18 protein-coding genes, 2 tRNA genes and 2 rRNA genes are annotated in these 16074 nt (G+C 29.2%); 18 read left to right on the top strand and 4 right to left on the bottom strand.

Annotated elements, in window-relative coordinates; genetic code table 11:
• The 5 genes from KPL54_RS06780 to KPL54_RS06800 all read left to right on the top strand — a co-directional run.
• A 23S ribosomal RNA gene (locus KPL54_RS06780) occupies positions 1–87 on the top strand; the annotation flags it as partial.
• Positions 88–145: 58 nt separating this feature from the next.
• Positions 146–262 (top strand): 5S ribosomal RNA (gene rrf, locus KPL54_RS06785).
• A gap of 5 nt (positions 263–267) precedes the next feature.
• A tRNA-Phe gene (locus KPL54_RS06790) sits at positions 268–343 on the top strand.
• Positions 344–349: 6 nt separating this feature from the next.
• A tRNA-Cys gene (locus KPL54_RS06795) sits at positions 350–424 on the top strand.
• A gap of 331 nt (positions 425–755) precedes the next feature.
• Positions 756–1250, top strand: coding sequence for a hypothetical protein (locus KPL54_RS06800; RefSeq protein ID WP_216105858.1), 495 nt, complete (start codon positions 756–758; stop codon positions 1248–1250).
• A gap of 90 nt (positions 1251–1340) precedes the next feature.
• Here the strand turns inward: KPL54_RS06800 and KPL54_RS06805 are convergent, their stop codons facing one another.
• The gene (locus tag KPL54_RS06805; RefSeq protein WP_216105859.1) at positions 1341–2465 is read right to left on the bottom strand and encodes a M20 family peptidase; all 1125 of its coding nucleotides are present in this window, start codon (positions 2463–2465) and stop codon (positions 1341–1343) included.
• Positions 2466–2845: 380 nt separating this feature from the next.
• Between KPL54_RS06805 and KPL54_RS06810 the strand changes: the two genes are divergently transcribed.
• The 9 genes from KPL54_RS06810 to KPL54_RS06850 all read left to right on the top strand — a co-directional run bounded on the left by KPL54_RS06810 (position 2846) and on the right by KPL54_RS06850 (position 9076).
• The gene (locus KPL54_RS06810) at positions 2846–3058 is read left to right on the top strand and encodes a sigma factor G inhibitor Gin (RefSeq protein WP_216105860.1); all 213 of its coding nucleotides are present in this window, start codon (positions 2846–2848) and stop codon (positions 3056–3058) included.
• Complete coding sequence (locus tag KPL54_RS06815; protein WP_216105861.1) at positions 3037–4485, top strand: aminotransferase class I/II-fold pyridoxal phosphate-dependent enzyme; 1449 nt, start codon at positions 3037–3039, stop codon at positions 4483–4485. The genes KPL54_RS06810 and KPL54_RS06815 overlap by 22 nt, the downstream gene beginning before the upstream one ends.
• Positions 4486–4523: 38 nt before the next feature.
• Positions 4524–5144: a dTMP kinase gene (gene tmk / locus KPL54_RS06820; RefSeq protein ID WP_216105862.1), complete on the top strand. Its 621-nt coding sequence runs from the start codon at positions 4524–4526 to the stop codon at positions 5142–5144.
• Between the two features lie 15 nt (positions 5145–5159).
• Positions 5160–5489: a cyclic-di-AMP receptor gene (locus tag KPL54_RS06825; protein ID WP_071610971.1), complete on the top strand. Its 330-nt coding sequence runs from the start codon at positions 5160–5162 to the stop codon at positions 5487–5489.
• A 57-nt stretch (positions 5490–5546) separates the two neighbouring features.
• Complete coding sequence (locus KPL54_RS06830; RefSeq protein ID WP_216105863.1) at positions 5547–6491, top strand: DNA polymerase III subunit delta'; 945 nt, start codon at positions 5547–5549, stop codon at positions 6489–6491.
• 177 nt (positions 6492–6668) lie between these two features.
• Positions 6669–7580, top strand: coding sequence for a PSP1 domain-containing protein (locus KPL54_RS06835; protein ID WP_216105864.1), 912 nt, complete (start codon positions 6669–6671; stop codon positions 7578–7580).
• Positions 7581–7591: 11 nt separating this feature from the next.
• A complete protein-coding gene (locus KPL54_RS06840; protein WP_216105865.1) occupies positions 7592–7795 on the top strand; it encodes a heavy-metal-associated domain-containing protein in 204 nt (67 codons plus the stop codon).
• Between the two features lie 135 nt (positions 7796–7930).
• Positions 7931–8191, top strand: a complete 261-nt coding sequence (locus tag KPL54_RS06845) for a YkuS family protein (RefSeq protein WP_216105866.1) — start codon at positions 7931–7933, stop codon at positions 8189–8191.
• Positions 8192–8410: 219 nt separating this feature from the next.
• On the top strand, positions 8411–9076 hold the full coding sequence (locus KPL54_RS06850) for a LysM peptidoglycan-binding domain-containing protein (RefSeq protein ID WP_216105867.1): 666 nt from the start codon (positions 8411–8413) through the stop codon (positions 9074–9076).
• A 72-nt stretch (positions 9077–9148) separates the two neighbouring features.
• Here KPL54_RS06850 and KPL54_RS06855 read toward each other — a convergent pair whose 3' ends face one another.
• Positions 9149–9805: a type II toxin-antitoxin system VapC family toxin gene (locus KPL54_RS06855; protein ID WP_216105868.1), complete on the bottom strand. Its 657-nt coding sequence runs from the start codon at positions 9803–9805 to the stop codon at positions 9149–9151.
• Between the two features lie 228 nt (positions 9806–10033).
• On the opposite strand from KPL54_RS06855, the gene KPL54_RS06860 reads away from it, so the two are divergent.
• The 4 genes from KPL54_RS06860 (at position 10034) to KPL54_RS06875 (ending at position 13656) form a co-directional block, all read left to right on the top strand.
• Positions 10034–10777 carry a tRNA1(Val) (adenine(37)-N6)-methyltransferase gene (locus KPL54_RS06860; RefSeq protein ID WP_216105869.1) on the top strand — a complete coding sequence of 248 codons (744 nt, stop codon included), beginning with the start codon at positions 10034–10036 and terminating at the stop codon, positions 10775–10777.
• Between the two features lie 29 nt (positions 10778–10806).
• Positions 10807–11649, top strand: coding sequence for a 16S rRNA (cytidine(1402)-2'-O)-methyltransferase (rsmI, locus tag KPL54_RS06865; RefSeq protein WP_216105870.1), 843 nt, complete (start codon positions 10807–10809; stop codon positions 11647–11649).
• Positions 11650–11764: 115 nt separating this feature from the next.
• On the top strand, positions 11765–12868 hold the full coding sequence (locus KPL54_RS06870; protein ID WP_216105871.1) for a C40 family peptidase: 1104 nt from the start codon (positions 11765–11767) through the stop codon (positions 12866–12868).
• Between the two features lie 581 nt (positions 12869–13449).
• The gene (locus tag KPL54_RS06875; protein ID WP_216105872.1) at positions 13450–13656 is read left to right on the top strand and encodes a hypothetical protein; all 207 of its coding nucleotides are present in this window, start codon (positions 13450–13452) and stop codon (positions 13654–13656) included.
• Between the two features lie 140 nt (positions 13657–13796).
• Here KPL54_RS06875 and ispF read toward each other — a convergent pair whose 3' ends face one another.
• Together ispF and rluF are read right to left on the bottom strand one after the other, a co-directional pair.
• A complete protein-coding gene (ispF, locus tag KPL54_RS06880) occupies positions 13797–14264 on the bottom strand; it encodes a 2-C-methyl-D-erythritol 2,4-cyclodiphosphate synthase (RefSeq protein WP_216105873.1) in 468 nt (155 codons plus the stop codon).
• 1024 nt (positions 14265–15288) lie between these two features.
• The gene (rluF, locus tag KPL54_RS06885) at positions 15289–16074 is read right to left on the bottom strand and encodes a 23S rRNA pseudouridine(2604) synthase RluF (RefSeq protein ID WP_216105874.1); all 786 of its coding nucleotides are present in this window, start codon (positions 16072–16074) and stop codon (positions 15289–15291) included.

Consider the following 16074-nt stretch of genomic DNA (forward strand, 5'->3'; position numbering starts at 1 on the left):
TGGAAGACCACCAGGTTGATAGGTTAGAGGTGTAAGCATGGTAACATGTTCAGCTGACTAATACTAATAAGTCGAGGGCTTGACCAAGATATAATAATAAAATGCGAAAACACTGTGCAATTTTCAGAGAATATTTATATTCTCATCTGGTGATTATGGCCTGAAGGTAACACCCGTTCCCATACCGAACACGAAGGTTAAGCTTCAATGCGCCGATGGTACTGCAGGGGTGACCTTGTGGAAGAGTAGGTTGTCGCCAGGTTACATGGCTAAATAGCTCAGTCGGTAGAGCAGAGGACTGAAAATCCTCGTGTCCCTGGTTCGATTCCGGGTTTAGCCACCAAGTTAGGGCGCTATAGCCAAGCGGTAAGGTCAAGGTCTGCAAAACCTTTATTCCCCGGTTCAAATCCGGGTGGCGCCTCCAAAACACTTTGTATATAATACAAAGTGTTTTATTTATTTGTAACAATAAATGAAAGAGTCCTGTTTATTGTTTTAAGTATGGGTCACGTAGTTTATTAAACATAAATAATTAAAATATACATTTTAATTACTAAAAGCTAGTAATTAAGAGTAAAACTTAAAAATACCTATGTTGATGTGTATAAATTGTATAAATGCCTTAATATTGCGGTATATACAGTATAGCGAACTTAGTACAAGTAGATTATTATATGAAATGCTAGTATAATCACATATGTTGGGAAGGAAACTATATATGCTTGATTTTTTTAATAAATCTAGGGGGTCTGGGTTTGATGTATAAAGAAATGGTTCAGAGAAAGAAGTTGCCAGCGTTAATATCGCTGTTTATTACATTAATTATATTTATATGCTTATCAGACTTATTACCTAAGGTGAGCATAGGAAGCATAAATATAAAAACATTGGTAAATTTGTTTTTTAATATGATAATGATCGCTCTTTGTTATATGGAGTTTTTAAAGTGTAAGGTTAGATATAAGTATTTAATTGTAGCAGATCAGCTTATTATTCATAGAATAATAGGTCAAGAGGTCACAATACGAGAAGATATTAAGTTAAAAGATATAGAGTACATTGGTAAGTATAGTAACTATAGTTCAGACAACCATATAAGTAGTAGCAAAAAGTATATATGTTCTACATTTATTGGAAGTAAATTTTGTTGTGTATATAAAGCCGGAAACAAGTTCAAAAAGTTTTATTTTGAACCTAGTGATGGTCTTACGAAAAAAATAAGATTACTAAAAGAAAAAGCAGTATTTTAATAATAAATATAACATACATAAAAAAGAAGTATAATTTGAAATTAATTATACTTCTTTTTTATCGTGAAATATTTATAAAAAGGTTTTATATTATTTCAATTCAATAGTGATTTCCTTTAACAAATCTTGTTTTTCAATAATATCAAGCCCTGTAATGGCAAGAGCGTTAGCTGCTTTTATGATATTATTTTTACAAAAGTCTGTTTGTGTTTCTAAAGCAAAGGCAAGGGATGGGCAATTTATTAGTTTATTCTCTGTAATAGATATTGAGGGGTATATACAGGGAGTTAAATGGCTTATAGCACCTATACCTAATCCATAGGAACTATTTTTACAACAATCAATATTAATAATGCCAGATTCTTTTAGGTTGTGGGCAAGTAATCTTGATAAAGACTTATTAGTTAAAAGTTCCTGCGAAGGCAATTCAAATAGACTTATTTCTTCTGGCATACTCATTATTTGAGATAATGAATGAATAAGTTCTACAATTTTTTTCTCGAAAATTTCAGCTTCATTTATGGTAGTAGCTTTAAGATAGAACTGGGCCTCAGATTGTAAAAAAGAATTATTACTGGGGGAGACGTTGTTTATAGATATATTGTCAATAAAACAGTTAGTAGTTAATCCTTTTAGCAAGTGGGTTAATGAATTAAATATAAATAAATAAGAGTCTAAGGATGAAAATATATTATTATTATTATTATATTTGAGCTTAATTGGAATTATAGCCATAGATGTACCACTTTCTGCATTGGTTATATCACAATGAGGTGCAATTATAATATCTATATCTTCAAAACAATTTTCTTTTGTTATAGTTAATTCGGCCCCATTAGAATATTCACCAGGGCATCCTAGTACAATTACACTCCCACCACTTTTAGAAACCACTTTTGATAAACCTAGTGCTGATGCTATGGAGATACTAGCATTAACGTTATTACCAAAAACATGGCCTGATTTCTCAGTGGCTGTGTATTTGCATATATAGCATATTTTAGGATGACCAATGCCGCATTGCGCATAAAAAGCAGTAGGTATATTACAGTAGTTTTCTTTCACATTAAAACCATGAGTTTTTAACATGTTTATTATGTAAGCAGAACCTTTATATTCTTTATAATTTGTTTCTGGATTATTATAAAGGTAGTTTGACAAATTGTATATATCATCTTTTATACTATCTATATAACTTATAATTTCTTGTTTCATAGACTGTTCTCCTCCCAAAATATTATGATTATTAATATAATTAGTATAACCGAAGTTATATAAATATATTGATAATAATAAATAAAATTATTAAGGTAAATTAAAATAAGTATTAAATTAATTATGTAAAACAGACAAGTATACGGATTTATTATTCATTTTAAGGAACTTAAGGTCAGATAGCTATTTTAAATAGCTGGTTATGGCATAAAATGTAGATAAATATATTTTAAATAATTATGTGGACAAAATAAGAAACTGTACCTAGTTGAATAAAATATATTATAGAGGCCATACTTTAGGTAGTTTTAACGTCATTTAATAATGGTTTATATAATTTATAGAGAATGATTTATGGTAGAGAGGTTAAGGAGGGAATTATGCAAAAAGAAAAGTGTATTATATGTAGAAAGCCTCTAAATGGTGGTATAATAATAAATGGAAGAGGAATTTGCAACAATTGCGAAGAAAGAATTATAAAAGCAAAGGCTAATACCGATTTCTATGAATATTATAAGAACTGTATAAGAAAGACTTTAGTACGGTTTATACCAAGAGGAGTGACTAAGGATTGTCAAGATTACCACTTGTAGATGGAGTGTTAACATATATAAAAGAAAAAAATGTTCCCTTTTGTATGCCAGGCCACAAAGGAGGTCTTGGTTTTTTAAAAACTGCTAAAGGTAGAGAACTTTATGAAAATTTTATTAAAGGAGATATTACTGAAGTTGATGGATTAGATAACCTTCATCATGCAGAAGGAATAATAAAAGAATCTCAACAATTATTGAGTAGTTATTATGGTAGTATAAAATCTTATTTTTTAGTTAATGGTAGTACTAGTGGAAATTTTACTATGATTTTTTCGACATTCAATGAGGGTGATAAAATTATTGTAGAGAGAAATTGTCATAGATCAATTTTTAACGCAATAATTATGAGAAAGTTAAAACCAATATATATTAAAAATAAAATTAATTCAAAATATGATGTTCCTTTTCCTTTTGACAAGGAATCTTTTCTTTGTTTAATCCACGAAAACAAAGACGCCAAAGGAATCATCATCACATATCCAAATTATTACGGCATATGTCTTGATTTGCCATATATTATTGCTACAGCTAAAAAATACGATATTAAAGTATTGGTAGACGCTGCTCATGGTGCACATTTTGGTGCTAATAAGTTATTACCTGAAAATCCTTTGAAGATGGGAGCTAATATGGTAGTTATGAGTGCACATAAAACTCTACCTAGTTTAACGCAAACAGCTTTTTTACATGTAGGTGCGGATATAGATATAAGTAAGGTCAATTTTTATGTAAGTGCATTTTTAAGTACAAGTCCATCTTATATGTTTTTATGTTCTATGGATTATGCAAGGTTTTATATTGAGGAGTATGGTGAAAATGATTATGAAGAGTTAATTAAAATATGCAAGTTGAATAGAGTTAAAATTAATAAATTGGATAAATTCCACATACTAGGTCAGGAAGATTTAGAGGATGTATCAGGAAATTCAATTAAATATATTAATAAGTATACACTGGATTTAACTAGATATATATTAAATGTGCCTAAAGGTTATAGTGGTCATAAATTGTTAGAATATTTAAGGATAAACAAAATACAAGCTGAAATGAGTGACAGCAGGAATGTAGTTTTAATATTTTCACCTTTTACTAAGCAGCAAGATTTTGAAAAACTTTACTTAGCTCTTAAAGATTGTGATATGGAATCTCTAAAGGAGCAATATGTGCAGATAATAGATTATGATTTCCCATCACAAAGCATGTTTCCCTATGAAGTAATGTGTAGGGAGAAAACTATGGTAGAGTTAAAAAATTCAGAGGGCGAAATATGTGCAGAGGCAATAGTTCCATATCCACCAGGTATACCAATCGTAATGCCTGGGGAAAGACTAGACGAGTACAATATAGCGATGATAATATATTATTTGAAGTATAATGTAACGGTACTTGGAGTTAATGATGGTAAAGTTGCAATAGTAGTAAAATAAACTTTATTGTTATATATACATATGATGGAGGAGATCAAATGGAAAGAGGGCGTATGATAGTACTAGAAGGCCCAGATGGTTCAGGAAAAACTACACAGATAGAGTTATTAGAAAAACATTTACAAGAATCTGGATATGAAGTAGTAAGAGTCAGGGAACCTGGAGGCACAGAAATTAGTGAAAAAATAAGAGAAATAATATTAGATAATGATAATTGCAAAATGAGTTATATGTGTGAAGCATTACTTTATGCCGCGTCTCGCGCACAATTAGTAAGTGAGGTTATAAAGCCAGCATTAAGTGATGGCAAAATAGTCATATGTGATCGTTTTGTTTATTCTTCAATGGTATATCAAGGTATTGGTCGAGGCCTTGGCATGGATAGAATAAAGGGTATAAATGAGGTAGCGCTAGATGGTCTTAAGCCTGATTTAACATTTATGATTACAATTCCTTACGAGGAAGGATTAAATAGGAAAAAAAAGCAAGGAAGCTTAGATCGCTTAGAGAATAGTGGAAATGAATTCCATAAAAAAGTTTTTGAAGGTTACATGGATATTTGTATAAAATATGATAAAATAGAAGTACTAGATGGTAATAGAAGTGTAGAAGAAATACAAAAGGATATAATAAATACAATTAAAACAATAAAATTATAAAAGGGGTGGGATTATATGAAATTAGTTATTGCAATTGTACAAGATGATGATGCGAATGATTTAATTGAGGAAATAACAGATAAGGGTTTTAGAGTTACAAAACTCGCGACTACTGGAGGATTTCTAAAATCAGGAAATACAACATTGTTAATAGGTGTTGAAAAAGAAAAAGTAGATGAAGTTTTAGCTATTATCGAGGAAGTATGTAAGGAAAGAAAGCAAATAATATCATCACCATCACCTGTAGCTGGATCAACAGGAGTCTATATGCCGTTTCCTATTGAAGTAGACGTAGGTGGAGCAAATGTATTTGTAGTTGATGTAGATAAGTATATAAAGGTATAACTAATTGGAAGCAAGTATATATAAATTTATACTTGCTTCTATGCATGGAGGACTAAAATGAGTTTTATGGATATAATAGGACATAGTAATATAAAAAATCAAATAACTAAGGCGATACAATTGGATAAATTATCGCATGCTCATATTTTAGTTGGAGAAGATGGTATAGGCAAAAGTATACTCGCAAAAAATATAGGGCTTATGATTTTAGGTGAAAATGAAGATAGGCAGTATGTTGATTTGGTGGAATGGCAAATTGATAAAAACAAAAGCACAATAGGTGTTAGTTCCATAAGAACCTTGATTGAAGAGATTAATAAAAAACCTTTTGAAGGAGATAAAAAAGTTATCATTATCTATCATGCTCACAAAATGACGGTGCAAGCGCAAAATGCTTTTTTAAAAACAATTGAAGAACCGCCTATTAATGTGACTATACTCTTATTGTGTGAAAATATTGAAGTCATATTGGATACAATAAAATCAAGGTGTCAGATACATAAGCTAAAGAATTTGAATATAGATGAGATGAAAGAGTTTTTAAGTAAAAATTATTCTGATTTATCATTAGATCAAATAAAAGTGATTTTAGCTTTTAGTGATGGAATACCAGGGAAGGCTGAAAAATTTATTAAAGATAAAAATTTCAAGGATATAAGAGATATTACCTTGGAAATATTACTTAAGTTAAATAGCGCTAAAACTGAGGAATTGATTAAATATGAAAAGAAATTATCTAATCAAAAAGACAATTTTTACGAAATATTAACTGCATTTCTTTCGTATATTAGGGATACTATAATATATAAGGAAGTTGAAGAAGAAAATTTAATTATTAATATAGATAAACTATTAAATATAAAAGAGTTAGCTAGCATATTTTCATTTAACAAATTAAATGGTATTATAAATATAATCAATGATACTAGAGAGAACTTAGATAGAAACGTTAACCCGGCGTTAGCGTTTGAAGTAATGTTACTTAAAATGCAGGAGGTTTAACGAAATTTCAGAAGGAAAGTCTACCACTTATATAGGTGGGAGGATAACAATTGAGAATTGTTATCTACCTAAGAGGCATACCCAGGGGATACCTACCTTAGCAAAAATGAAACTTAAGTGGTAGTTAAATCTCATTTTGAAGTCGTTAATATGCAGCTGCGAAGGAGATGATTTAACATGGTTACAGTAATAGGAGTACGATTTAAAAAAGCTGGTAAAATATATTATTTTAGTCCAAATGATATAGATATTAAAAAGGAAGATAGAGTTATTGTAGAAACTGTAAGAGGAATAGAATTTGGCGAATGTGTTATTGGCATAAAAGAGATCAAGGAAGAGGATATAGTATCTCCTCTTAAATGCGTCATTAGAAAAGCCACAGATGCAGATGCAGAGAAAGATTTGGATAATAAAAGAAAAGAAAAGGAAGCATACGAAATATGCTTAGAGAAGATACATAAACATGAACTTGATATGAAACTTATAGATGTAGAGTATACTTTTGATAATAATAAAGTTATATTTTACTTTACGGCAGATGGACGTGTAGATTTTCGTGAACTCGTAAAGGATTTAGCTGCAGTGTTTAGAACAAGGATAGAACTTAGACAAATAGGAGTTAGGGATGAAGCAAAAATGGTTGGTGGTCTTGGACCATGTGGTAGACCTATGTGTTGTTCGACTTTTCTTGGTGAATTTGCACCAGTATCAATAAAAATGGCTAAAGAACAAAATTTATCATTAAATCCTACAAAAATTTCAGGTATTTGTGGCAGGCTTATGTGTTGTTTAAATTATGAGCAGGATACTTATGAAAAAATTAGAAAAACTTTACCTACAGTAGGGTCTGTAGTGGATACGCCTTTTGGAAGAGCAGATGTTATTGGCAATAGTGTTGTAAAAGAATCGGTCAAAATCAAGATAAAACTTAATGGCAGTGATGAAGAAATTGTCGAGGTTAAAATTGAAGATTTAACATTAGTTACTGGGAGATATGAAGATACTGTAAATGATGAAGATATTAAATTAGAACTTGCTAAAAGTGGAGAAGATTCATATATAATAAAGGAATTAATTAAAGATAACTAGGGGGAGGGAAGATGAAGTCAGTTATAAAAGTTTGTAATATGAATACTTCAGAAGATATTAGTAATATTAATTTAGCAATATCAAATAATCAAGGTGTAATTGCTTGTCAAATAAATATCGAAAGTAAACAAGTAGAAATAATATATGATGATTATTTTATAACAGCTGATAATTTAATTGAATCAATTGAAGAAGCTGGTTATGCGGTTGTATAAAAAAGCAGAGATAGAAATTTTCTCTGCTTTTTTATTATTTTTTGATCGTTAAAATATAAGTAAGGACATTTGAATATGCTTTTCAAAATTGGAGATAATAATTTAAGAAAAGAATTTCAAAGGGAGGCATAAAACATGAAGAAAATAGCAGTACAAGAGGGATTGAAACCAATTAAAGAGTATTTAAGTACTGAAGGTTATGTTGTCAAAGAATTTGATAATAGTAAAAAGAATGCAGGTCATTTCTTAGATAGATATGATGTTGTTATTGTAACAGGTGAGAATCAAGGGATAATGGGAGACCAGGAAACTATAACATCTACTCCAATTATTAATGCAAGTGGTATGACAGGGGAAGAAGTTAGGGATCAAATAGAGAAAAATAGTAGAAAATAGAATTTAAAGTTGTAATATATAAAGGCTGTTAACTAAAAAAGTTAACAGCCTAAAGTTTTGTACTATATCGTATTTATAATATATGAGCAAATTTCAAAATAGTAATATTTTAATAATTATCAATAATAATAAGAGTTATAACATGTATGAAACCTTTAAATTATGTCAATGATTATAAATATAGTTAATTAACAAATAAATAGTAAAGGGGTTTTAAATATGAGAATGAAAAAAGGAATAATTAGTATATCTACCGTTGCTGTATTAATTTTAGTAGTATTTCTTGCAGTAAGATATGTAGGAGGGCGACAACACGTTGCGAAGGTAAATGAAGCAGATGCTACTATAGTGCAAAATGATAACTCAACTTCTGTAGCCAATACCGATAAAACGACAAATGAAAATACTTTAGAAACAGATACTAATAAAATGGATGTTGCTTATATAAATGATAAAACTAATGTTGGAATTTATACTGTTAAAAAGAATGATACAGTGTTTAGTATTGCTAAAACGTATATGCCTAGTCAGGATAAAAGTAAAATCGTTGAATTTATTAGAAATAGAAATAGTATGGGTGAATCTTATAAAATTTCAGAGGGTCAGAAGATAGTAATCCCATATGAAATAAAGGCAGATTCATCAAAAGCAGACGCATCAAAATCAGATGTATCAAAATCAAAACCTAATACATCAAAAGCAGTAGTTTCAGAAGGGAATACTACTGAATATGTTGTTAAAAAGCAGGATACATTAACTTCAATTGCTAAAAATAATATGCCTTCTTATAGTGTGAAAAAAGCGATTGGAATGCTAAAGGAAACAAATAAAATTGTTGATGAGAATGCAATAAAAGATGGCACACATATTTATATTCCTAAATAACAAGAATAAAGAAAGAAGTGTATTTTGAGATAATCAAATTTACACTTCTTTTTTTATAATAGTGTCAATTTATTAAATCTTAAGTACTTTCATTTCGCTACTTTCGGCAAAAATAAAATCACCATCCAAAGTAAGGAAGAAATCTATATTGTTGTGCTCCGCAGTGGCTATGTGAAAAGCATCATTTACTGACAATAAGCTATCACACATAAATCTTTTAACTAAAAAAATACATTCTTCAGAAATATTAAGATATTTTATATTTATAATTTTTTCTAATTCTGAAATTATTTCTACAGATTTACTGTAATAGATATTAAGTAAATTTCTTTTCATAGAATTTTTAGAAATATTATCAAAATACCTTTTATATGGAATATGAATAAGTCTGTCCTTTTTCTTTTCTTTTAATATTTTTGTATCATGGCGGCTGAAGCTACTTGTAATAGATCTAATATTATCCATTGAGTTATACGGTCTAACATTATTTATTTTGCACTGAATGTCACTAATAAACAATTTATAAAGTATTTTATTCATGACCTCAGCTGTTATAATACTAGTAGTGTAAAAAACAGACCCCCCCTCTGAAAGTTGTTTTAAGCATGATAAACAATCGCTATGCTTAATATCGTCATCATAAATTAAGCTGATCAAGAAAGATGCATCTAATAACACAGAGTTTTTATTGAAAACTATATTTTTAAATGGATATAATATTAATTGCATTTTTAACCTCATTAAAATCGATTATTCTATACTGATATGTATATTCAACAATGATTACTAATAGTAGTTTAATAATTAATTACATATTTATTAAATGAAAATATACATTTAATAATCAAAAAAAATAATAAAGTGTGTATTCTCTTGATTTAGCAATAAAAAGTGAGGTATACTTCTTTTGTTGTGATGTATAAAATAAACGCAAATTTTATAGAAAGGAGATACATAATGGAGTTTTTAAGAACGGATGAAACTTTAGATGATCTTCAACTAAAAGGCATTCACGTTATTCAAAAAAAACACGCTTTTCGATTTGGAGTGGATGCAGTACTGCTTGCCAATTTTGTGAAAGTAAGAAAAAATGCTAAAGTTGTTGATTTATGCACTGGTACGGGCATAATACCTTTTATATTAGCAGGTAAAACAACTGCAAGTAATATAATTGGGGTGGAAATTCAAGAAGAGTTTGTTGATATGGCAAATAGGTCCATAGAATATAACAATTTAAAGGATAAAATTAAATTTATAAATGGAGACTTAAAAGATATAGAACTTATTAAAACTATTGATAAGGTAGACATTGTTACAGTTAATCCACCTTATAAACTTCAAAACTCGGGCTTAATAAGTTTAAATGATAAGGACGCTATAGCAAGACATGAAATTTGTTGTACATTAGAAGATGTAATTATTGCATGTAGAATTATTCTAAAGGATAATGGAAGAATGTATATGGTGCATAGACCAGATAGATTAGCTGATATCTTGTGCACTATGAGGAAGCATAGGATTGAGCCTAAACGTATAAGAATGGTGCACCCAAGCGTAAATAAGGCACCTAACATTGTCCTTATCGAGGGGCAGAGGGATGGGGGGGCATTTTTAAAATGGGACCCTCCTCTTTATGTTCATATAGAAGATGGCGGTTATACCGAGGAAATTAAAAATATGTATAATTCAGATAGAAATTAAGGTAAATACTACAGAGAAGGGTGATAAGAATGGCAGGAAAATTATATTTAGTTCCAACTCCGATAGGGAATTTAAAGGATATTACGCTTAGAGCATTAGAAGTGCTTCAAAGTGTGGATATAATAGCAGCAGAAGACACAAGGCAAAGTTTAAAACTTTTAAATCATTTTAATATAAAAAAAATACTTATAAGTTATCATAAGTTTAATGAGCAAGGGAAAAGCGAGGATATAATTAGGCAAGTAAGAGAAGGTAAAAATATAGCTATTATTAGTGATGCAGGAACGCCCGGAATATCAGATCCTGGAAGTGTTATAGTTTCAAAGTGTATAGAGCAAAACATAGAATTTGTGGTATTACCTGGAGCTACTGCAATTACTACTGCACTTGTATATTCTGGTCTTGACACTACAAAATTTATTTTTAGAGGATTCCTACCTAGGGAGAATAAAGAAAGAAAACCTATTATTGATGATTTAATAAATAGGAGTGAGACTTTAATTTTTTATGAGGCTCCTCACAGACTTTTAAGTACTTTAGAATTCCTATATGAGAATATTGGAAATAGAAAGATATCAATGTGTAGGGAGCTTACAAAACTGTATGAAGAGATAATAAGGCTAACGCTAGAACAAGCAATAGAATATTATAAACAGAATTCTCCAAGAGGAGAATATGTATTAGTAGTTGAAGGTAAGAGTAAGGAAGCTATAGATAAAGATGAAAGGGCTAAATGGGATTCGCTAACTATAGAAGAGCATATACAAAAATATATGGATGACGGAATAAATAAAAAAGATGCAATGAAGTTAGTAGCAAAGGATAGAAACCTGCCTAAATCTGAAATATATAAACATTCTTTAAAATTATGAAAATTATGATAATTATGATAAAATAATGGTATAATGTAATCGTTGATTTAAAAAAATCAATTTAAAAACCAATAAATTGTAAAAACATATAATATTACATATGAGGGGGATTAAGTTGCGTAAAAGAATAATATCATTGATAATAACAATTGGCCTTGCAGCTACAATAAGCATGCAGGTAATGGCAAATCCATTATCAGATAAACTTAGTAATCAAAAAAGTCAGTTAGAAAGTCAAAAAAACGCATACAAGAAAGCTCAAAGTAACATTCAAAGCATAGAAGTATCAATTGAAAAATTAGATTCAGATATAGAAAAGATGTATACACAAGTTGATAAAACAAAGGTTAAAGTAGGGGAAACCCAGAAACAAATAGTGAAGACAACAAAGGATATACAAGTTGCACAGGCTAATATTAAAAAAGAACAAGATTTATTTAATGAGAGAATGCGAAGCATGTATATGAATGGTGCGGGTAGCTATGTGGAAGTTTTATTAGAATCTGATGGAATAGGGGATTTTATTTCAAGAGCTGAAACTGTTAAAAAAATTGTTGAGTATGATAATAATATTGTAGCAGAGTTAACAGCTAAAAAGAGTAAGGTTGAAAACCAAAAGCGAGCACTTGAAACTCAGAAAACAAAGCTATTAGTGTTAAAAGCTGATAATGAAGCAAAACTCGCAAAGCTTAAAGATACAAAAAAAGATCAAAGCGTATTAATCTTGGAAGCTACAAAACAAGAAAAATTGTATTCTGGCAAGGTTAATGATGGACAAGCTACAGTAGATGCTACTATGAAACAAATACAACAAATGAAAGATAACCTTCCTAATTACACTGCATCTAGAGGAGGATCATCATCATTTAGTTCAAATGCTGTAGTTGCATATGCAAGTAATTTTTTAGGTACGCCGTATGTTTGGGGCGCTAGTGGTCCTAAGTTTTTTGATTGTTCTGGATTTATGCAATATGTATATGGTCATTTCGGTGTTTCACTTAGTAGAACTACTTATACACAAATAAATGAAGGTTCATATGTAGCTAGAGGAGATTTGCAACCGGGAGATTTAATTTTCTTTGGTACAGCATCAGATCCACATCATGTAGGAATGTATGTAGGTAATAACTCATATATTGAGGCACCACGTACTGGTGATGTAATCAAAATAACAGAATTGACAAGAGGAGATTATGTTACTGCGAGAAGAGTTAAGTAAAGCTTTATTTAGACAGGCTATTTAAATAGCCTGTTTTTTTGTTAGTAATAAAATTTGATAAAGATTTAAAACAAGGAATTTTATCATGTTAAATTGAATTTGGTTAAAAATTCATTGAAATAATATAGAAGGCAAATAGCAGAAAAAGATAAATATTGAATGAAAAAAGAAGAAGTGACACTACTTACTACACATAAAAAGTAACAGATTATGAACAGGCATTGGGAGACAATGTGGATAAAAATATGTCAGAATAACTTTTAATATGTATAAGCACTGAAATAAGGCTTTCGCATATAAATATAATTGTCCACAGCTTCTGTTGATTAAATGTTAAAAACTGTGGATAACTTATCCTAAATATTAAAAATATAGCTATTTGCAATATTATATTTAAAAAAAATCATATTCTATAATGAAAATCTTGTAATAAGATAGGTTATAATGTTTTATGTTTTTACATAGGAAAGATTTAGTATAAATATAAAAATAATTTGAAAACTAAATAAAAAATTAAGCATAAACGTCTGTATATTATAATATTTATTTATAGTTGATAAATATTAAGGGGGTAGATGTTTATGCTAAATAATATACCAAAATTTATTTATGACCTATGTGGGGAAAAAGTTGAGGTTATGGATTATTCAAAGGTTTTTTTTGAAAATAAGAATGAAGAGGGTTATGTACTACACGTAGAACAACATGATAGAGTTACATCTATAAATGAATTTGAATTAGAAAGGAGAGAAGATAAGTATTATTGCACGAGAAAATTGTTTAGGTAATTAAATTTTTATAACATAGATTAAATAGGACTAACACATATAGCTATGAAAGATAATAAAAATAAGGACAATTCTCATAAGAATTGTCCTTATTTTTATTTAACGACCCAGGAGATGATTTAACACAAGATTATAAATAGCTATTTTAAAAGACATATAGCATTAGATGATATTCCTGCGCATTGACCAGTGAAACCGAGGCCTTCCTCGGTAGTAGCTTTAATATTAACCTTATCTATAGGTAAATCAAGTGCGGTCGCAATATTTCTTACCATATAGGGTATATGTGGTGCCATTTTAGGTTCTTGTGCTATTATTGTAGCATCAATATTTTCAATTATATAATTTTTATTTTTTATTAGTTTACAAACATATGTAAGTAAAGAAATACTTGATATGCCTTTATATTTAGTGTCAGTGTCAGGAAAATGTTTTCCAATATCACCAAGTGCAGCAGCACCTAAGAGTGCATCCATAATTGCATGAACTAGAACATCTGCATCTGAATGACCAAGTAAACCAGTTGTGTGTGGTATAGTCACTCCCCCGAGTATTAATTTTCTATCAGTAACCAATCTATGAACATCATATCCCATTCCTATTCTCAAGCGAATTACCTCTTTTCAATTTAATTTATAAAGATTTCAAATATATACTTATGTGCCTAATATACCATTTCACGAGATGGTAATCAAGAAATTTTATTAAGGAGATATATTGAAGCGACCCAGGAGGTGATTTAACAGTTTAGACGTAGTAAATGCAAGTGATATTATAGATAATAAGTTATCAACATGTTATCAACAAAACTGTGGATAATGTGCATAACTTAATAATTAAACTTTGAATTATTTTATTTAATTCACATATATTTATATATTATTTTCCAATATATACATAATAACGACAAATAACGAATCGTTAACATCAACTCCACAAGTTATACACAGAAAGGCTGTTGATAATGTGCATAACTATTAAATAGTTCGTAACTATTGACATATAATTACACATATTAAAAGCGATTGTGGATTAGTAAAACTTAATGTGTACAATCTGTGAGTCTAACTAAAAAAAATAATAAATTTAAAATAATTATCAAAATAAAAGAAAATAATGTAAATTAAATATAACATCATAATTAAAAGAGATTATAATTAGATTGGTATAATATATAAAATATAAGATAAAATGTATTTATAAATTTTATGGTAAAACGTGGCTATAACTAAAATACAATGTGTATAATATAAATTTAAAAAGGATTATAGCTGCGAAATAAGCACTATAGGCCTGAAATATGAAAATGATTACATATAGCCTATATTACAATTGAGATCATTAAAGCAGTAGGTGGTAAGTGGTAGCGATTTGAGATAAAGTTAAGTGATTTTACATGAATTTAAGGAGAATAAACAAATAGTTATTTATAAGTTAAAAGCATAATTTTAAACTAATTTACAACTTAAATATAATAGTTATTATTAACTAAGAGTAACAAGTTATCCACAAAATCTGTGTGCACAATGTTGATAACTTTAAAATAAAGCAAAAAACACACAAATTTGTGTGTTTTTCAAGTGCTTTTTAACATTAGAAGTGGTGATTTAATACAAAAACATATGTTGGGTTTTATTTAGAAGCATTTTCAGTTTTTATGGAGTCTGAAATTAGATCATTAATACCCATTAGTTCATTTTTAGATAAATATCTCCATCTCCCGGTAGGTAAATTATTTATAGAAACATTCATAATTCTAAGCCTCTCAAGTCTCATAACGCAGTACCCTAAATACTCACACATTCTTCGTATTTGACGGTTAAGTCCCTGCGTTAAAATTATTTTAAAAACATATTTGCTTTCTTTTTTTACCAAACATTTTTTAGTAGTAGTTTTGAGTATGGGGATACCATTTGCCATATTTTTTATGAAATCTGGAGATATTGGTTTATCTACAGTGACAATATACTCCTTTTCATGACTATTACCAGAACGTAAAATTTTATTTACAATGTCACCATCGTTAGTTAAAAAGATAAGACCTTGAGAAGCTTTGTCGAGACGACCGATTGGAAAGATCCTTTTTGGATAATTTATAAAATCTATGATATTTCCATTAATTTTATGCTCTGTAGTGCATGTTATTCCAACAGGTTTATTGAAAGCTAAATAAATGTGATCTTCTTTGTTTTTTAGTGGGCTACCATTTATTTTAATTTCATCAGTGTTACACACTTGGGTGCCCATTTCAGGTATTTTGCCATTTACTGTGACTTTACCTTTATCAATTAGCTTATCTGCTTCACGCCTAGAACAAAAACCTGTTTCACTTATGAATTTATTTAATCTAGTTTTTGAATCATTAGTTTCATAGTGATTAATAATAGTTTTCTCTTTAACGCCTTTTATGATTTTCAT

Source organism: Clostridium estertheticum (assembly GCF_018861295.1).
In the GTDB taxonomy this organism is placed as follows: domain Bacteria; phylum Bacillota; class Clostridia; order Clostridiales; family Clostridiaceae; genus Clostridium_AD; species Clostridium_AD estertheticum_D.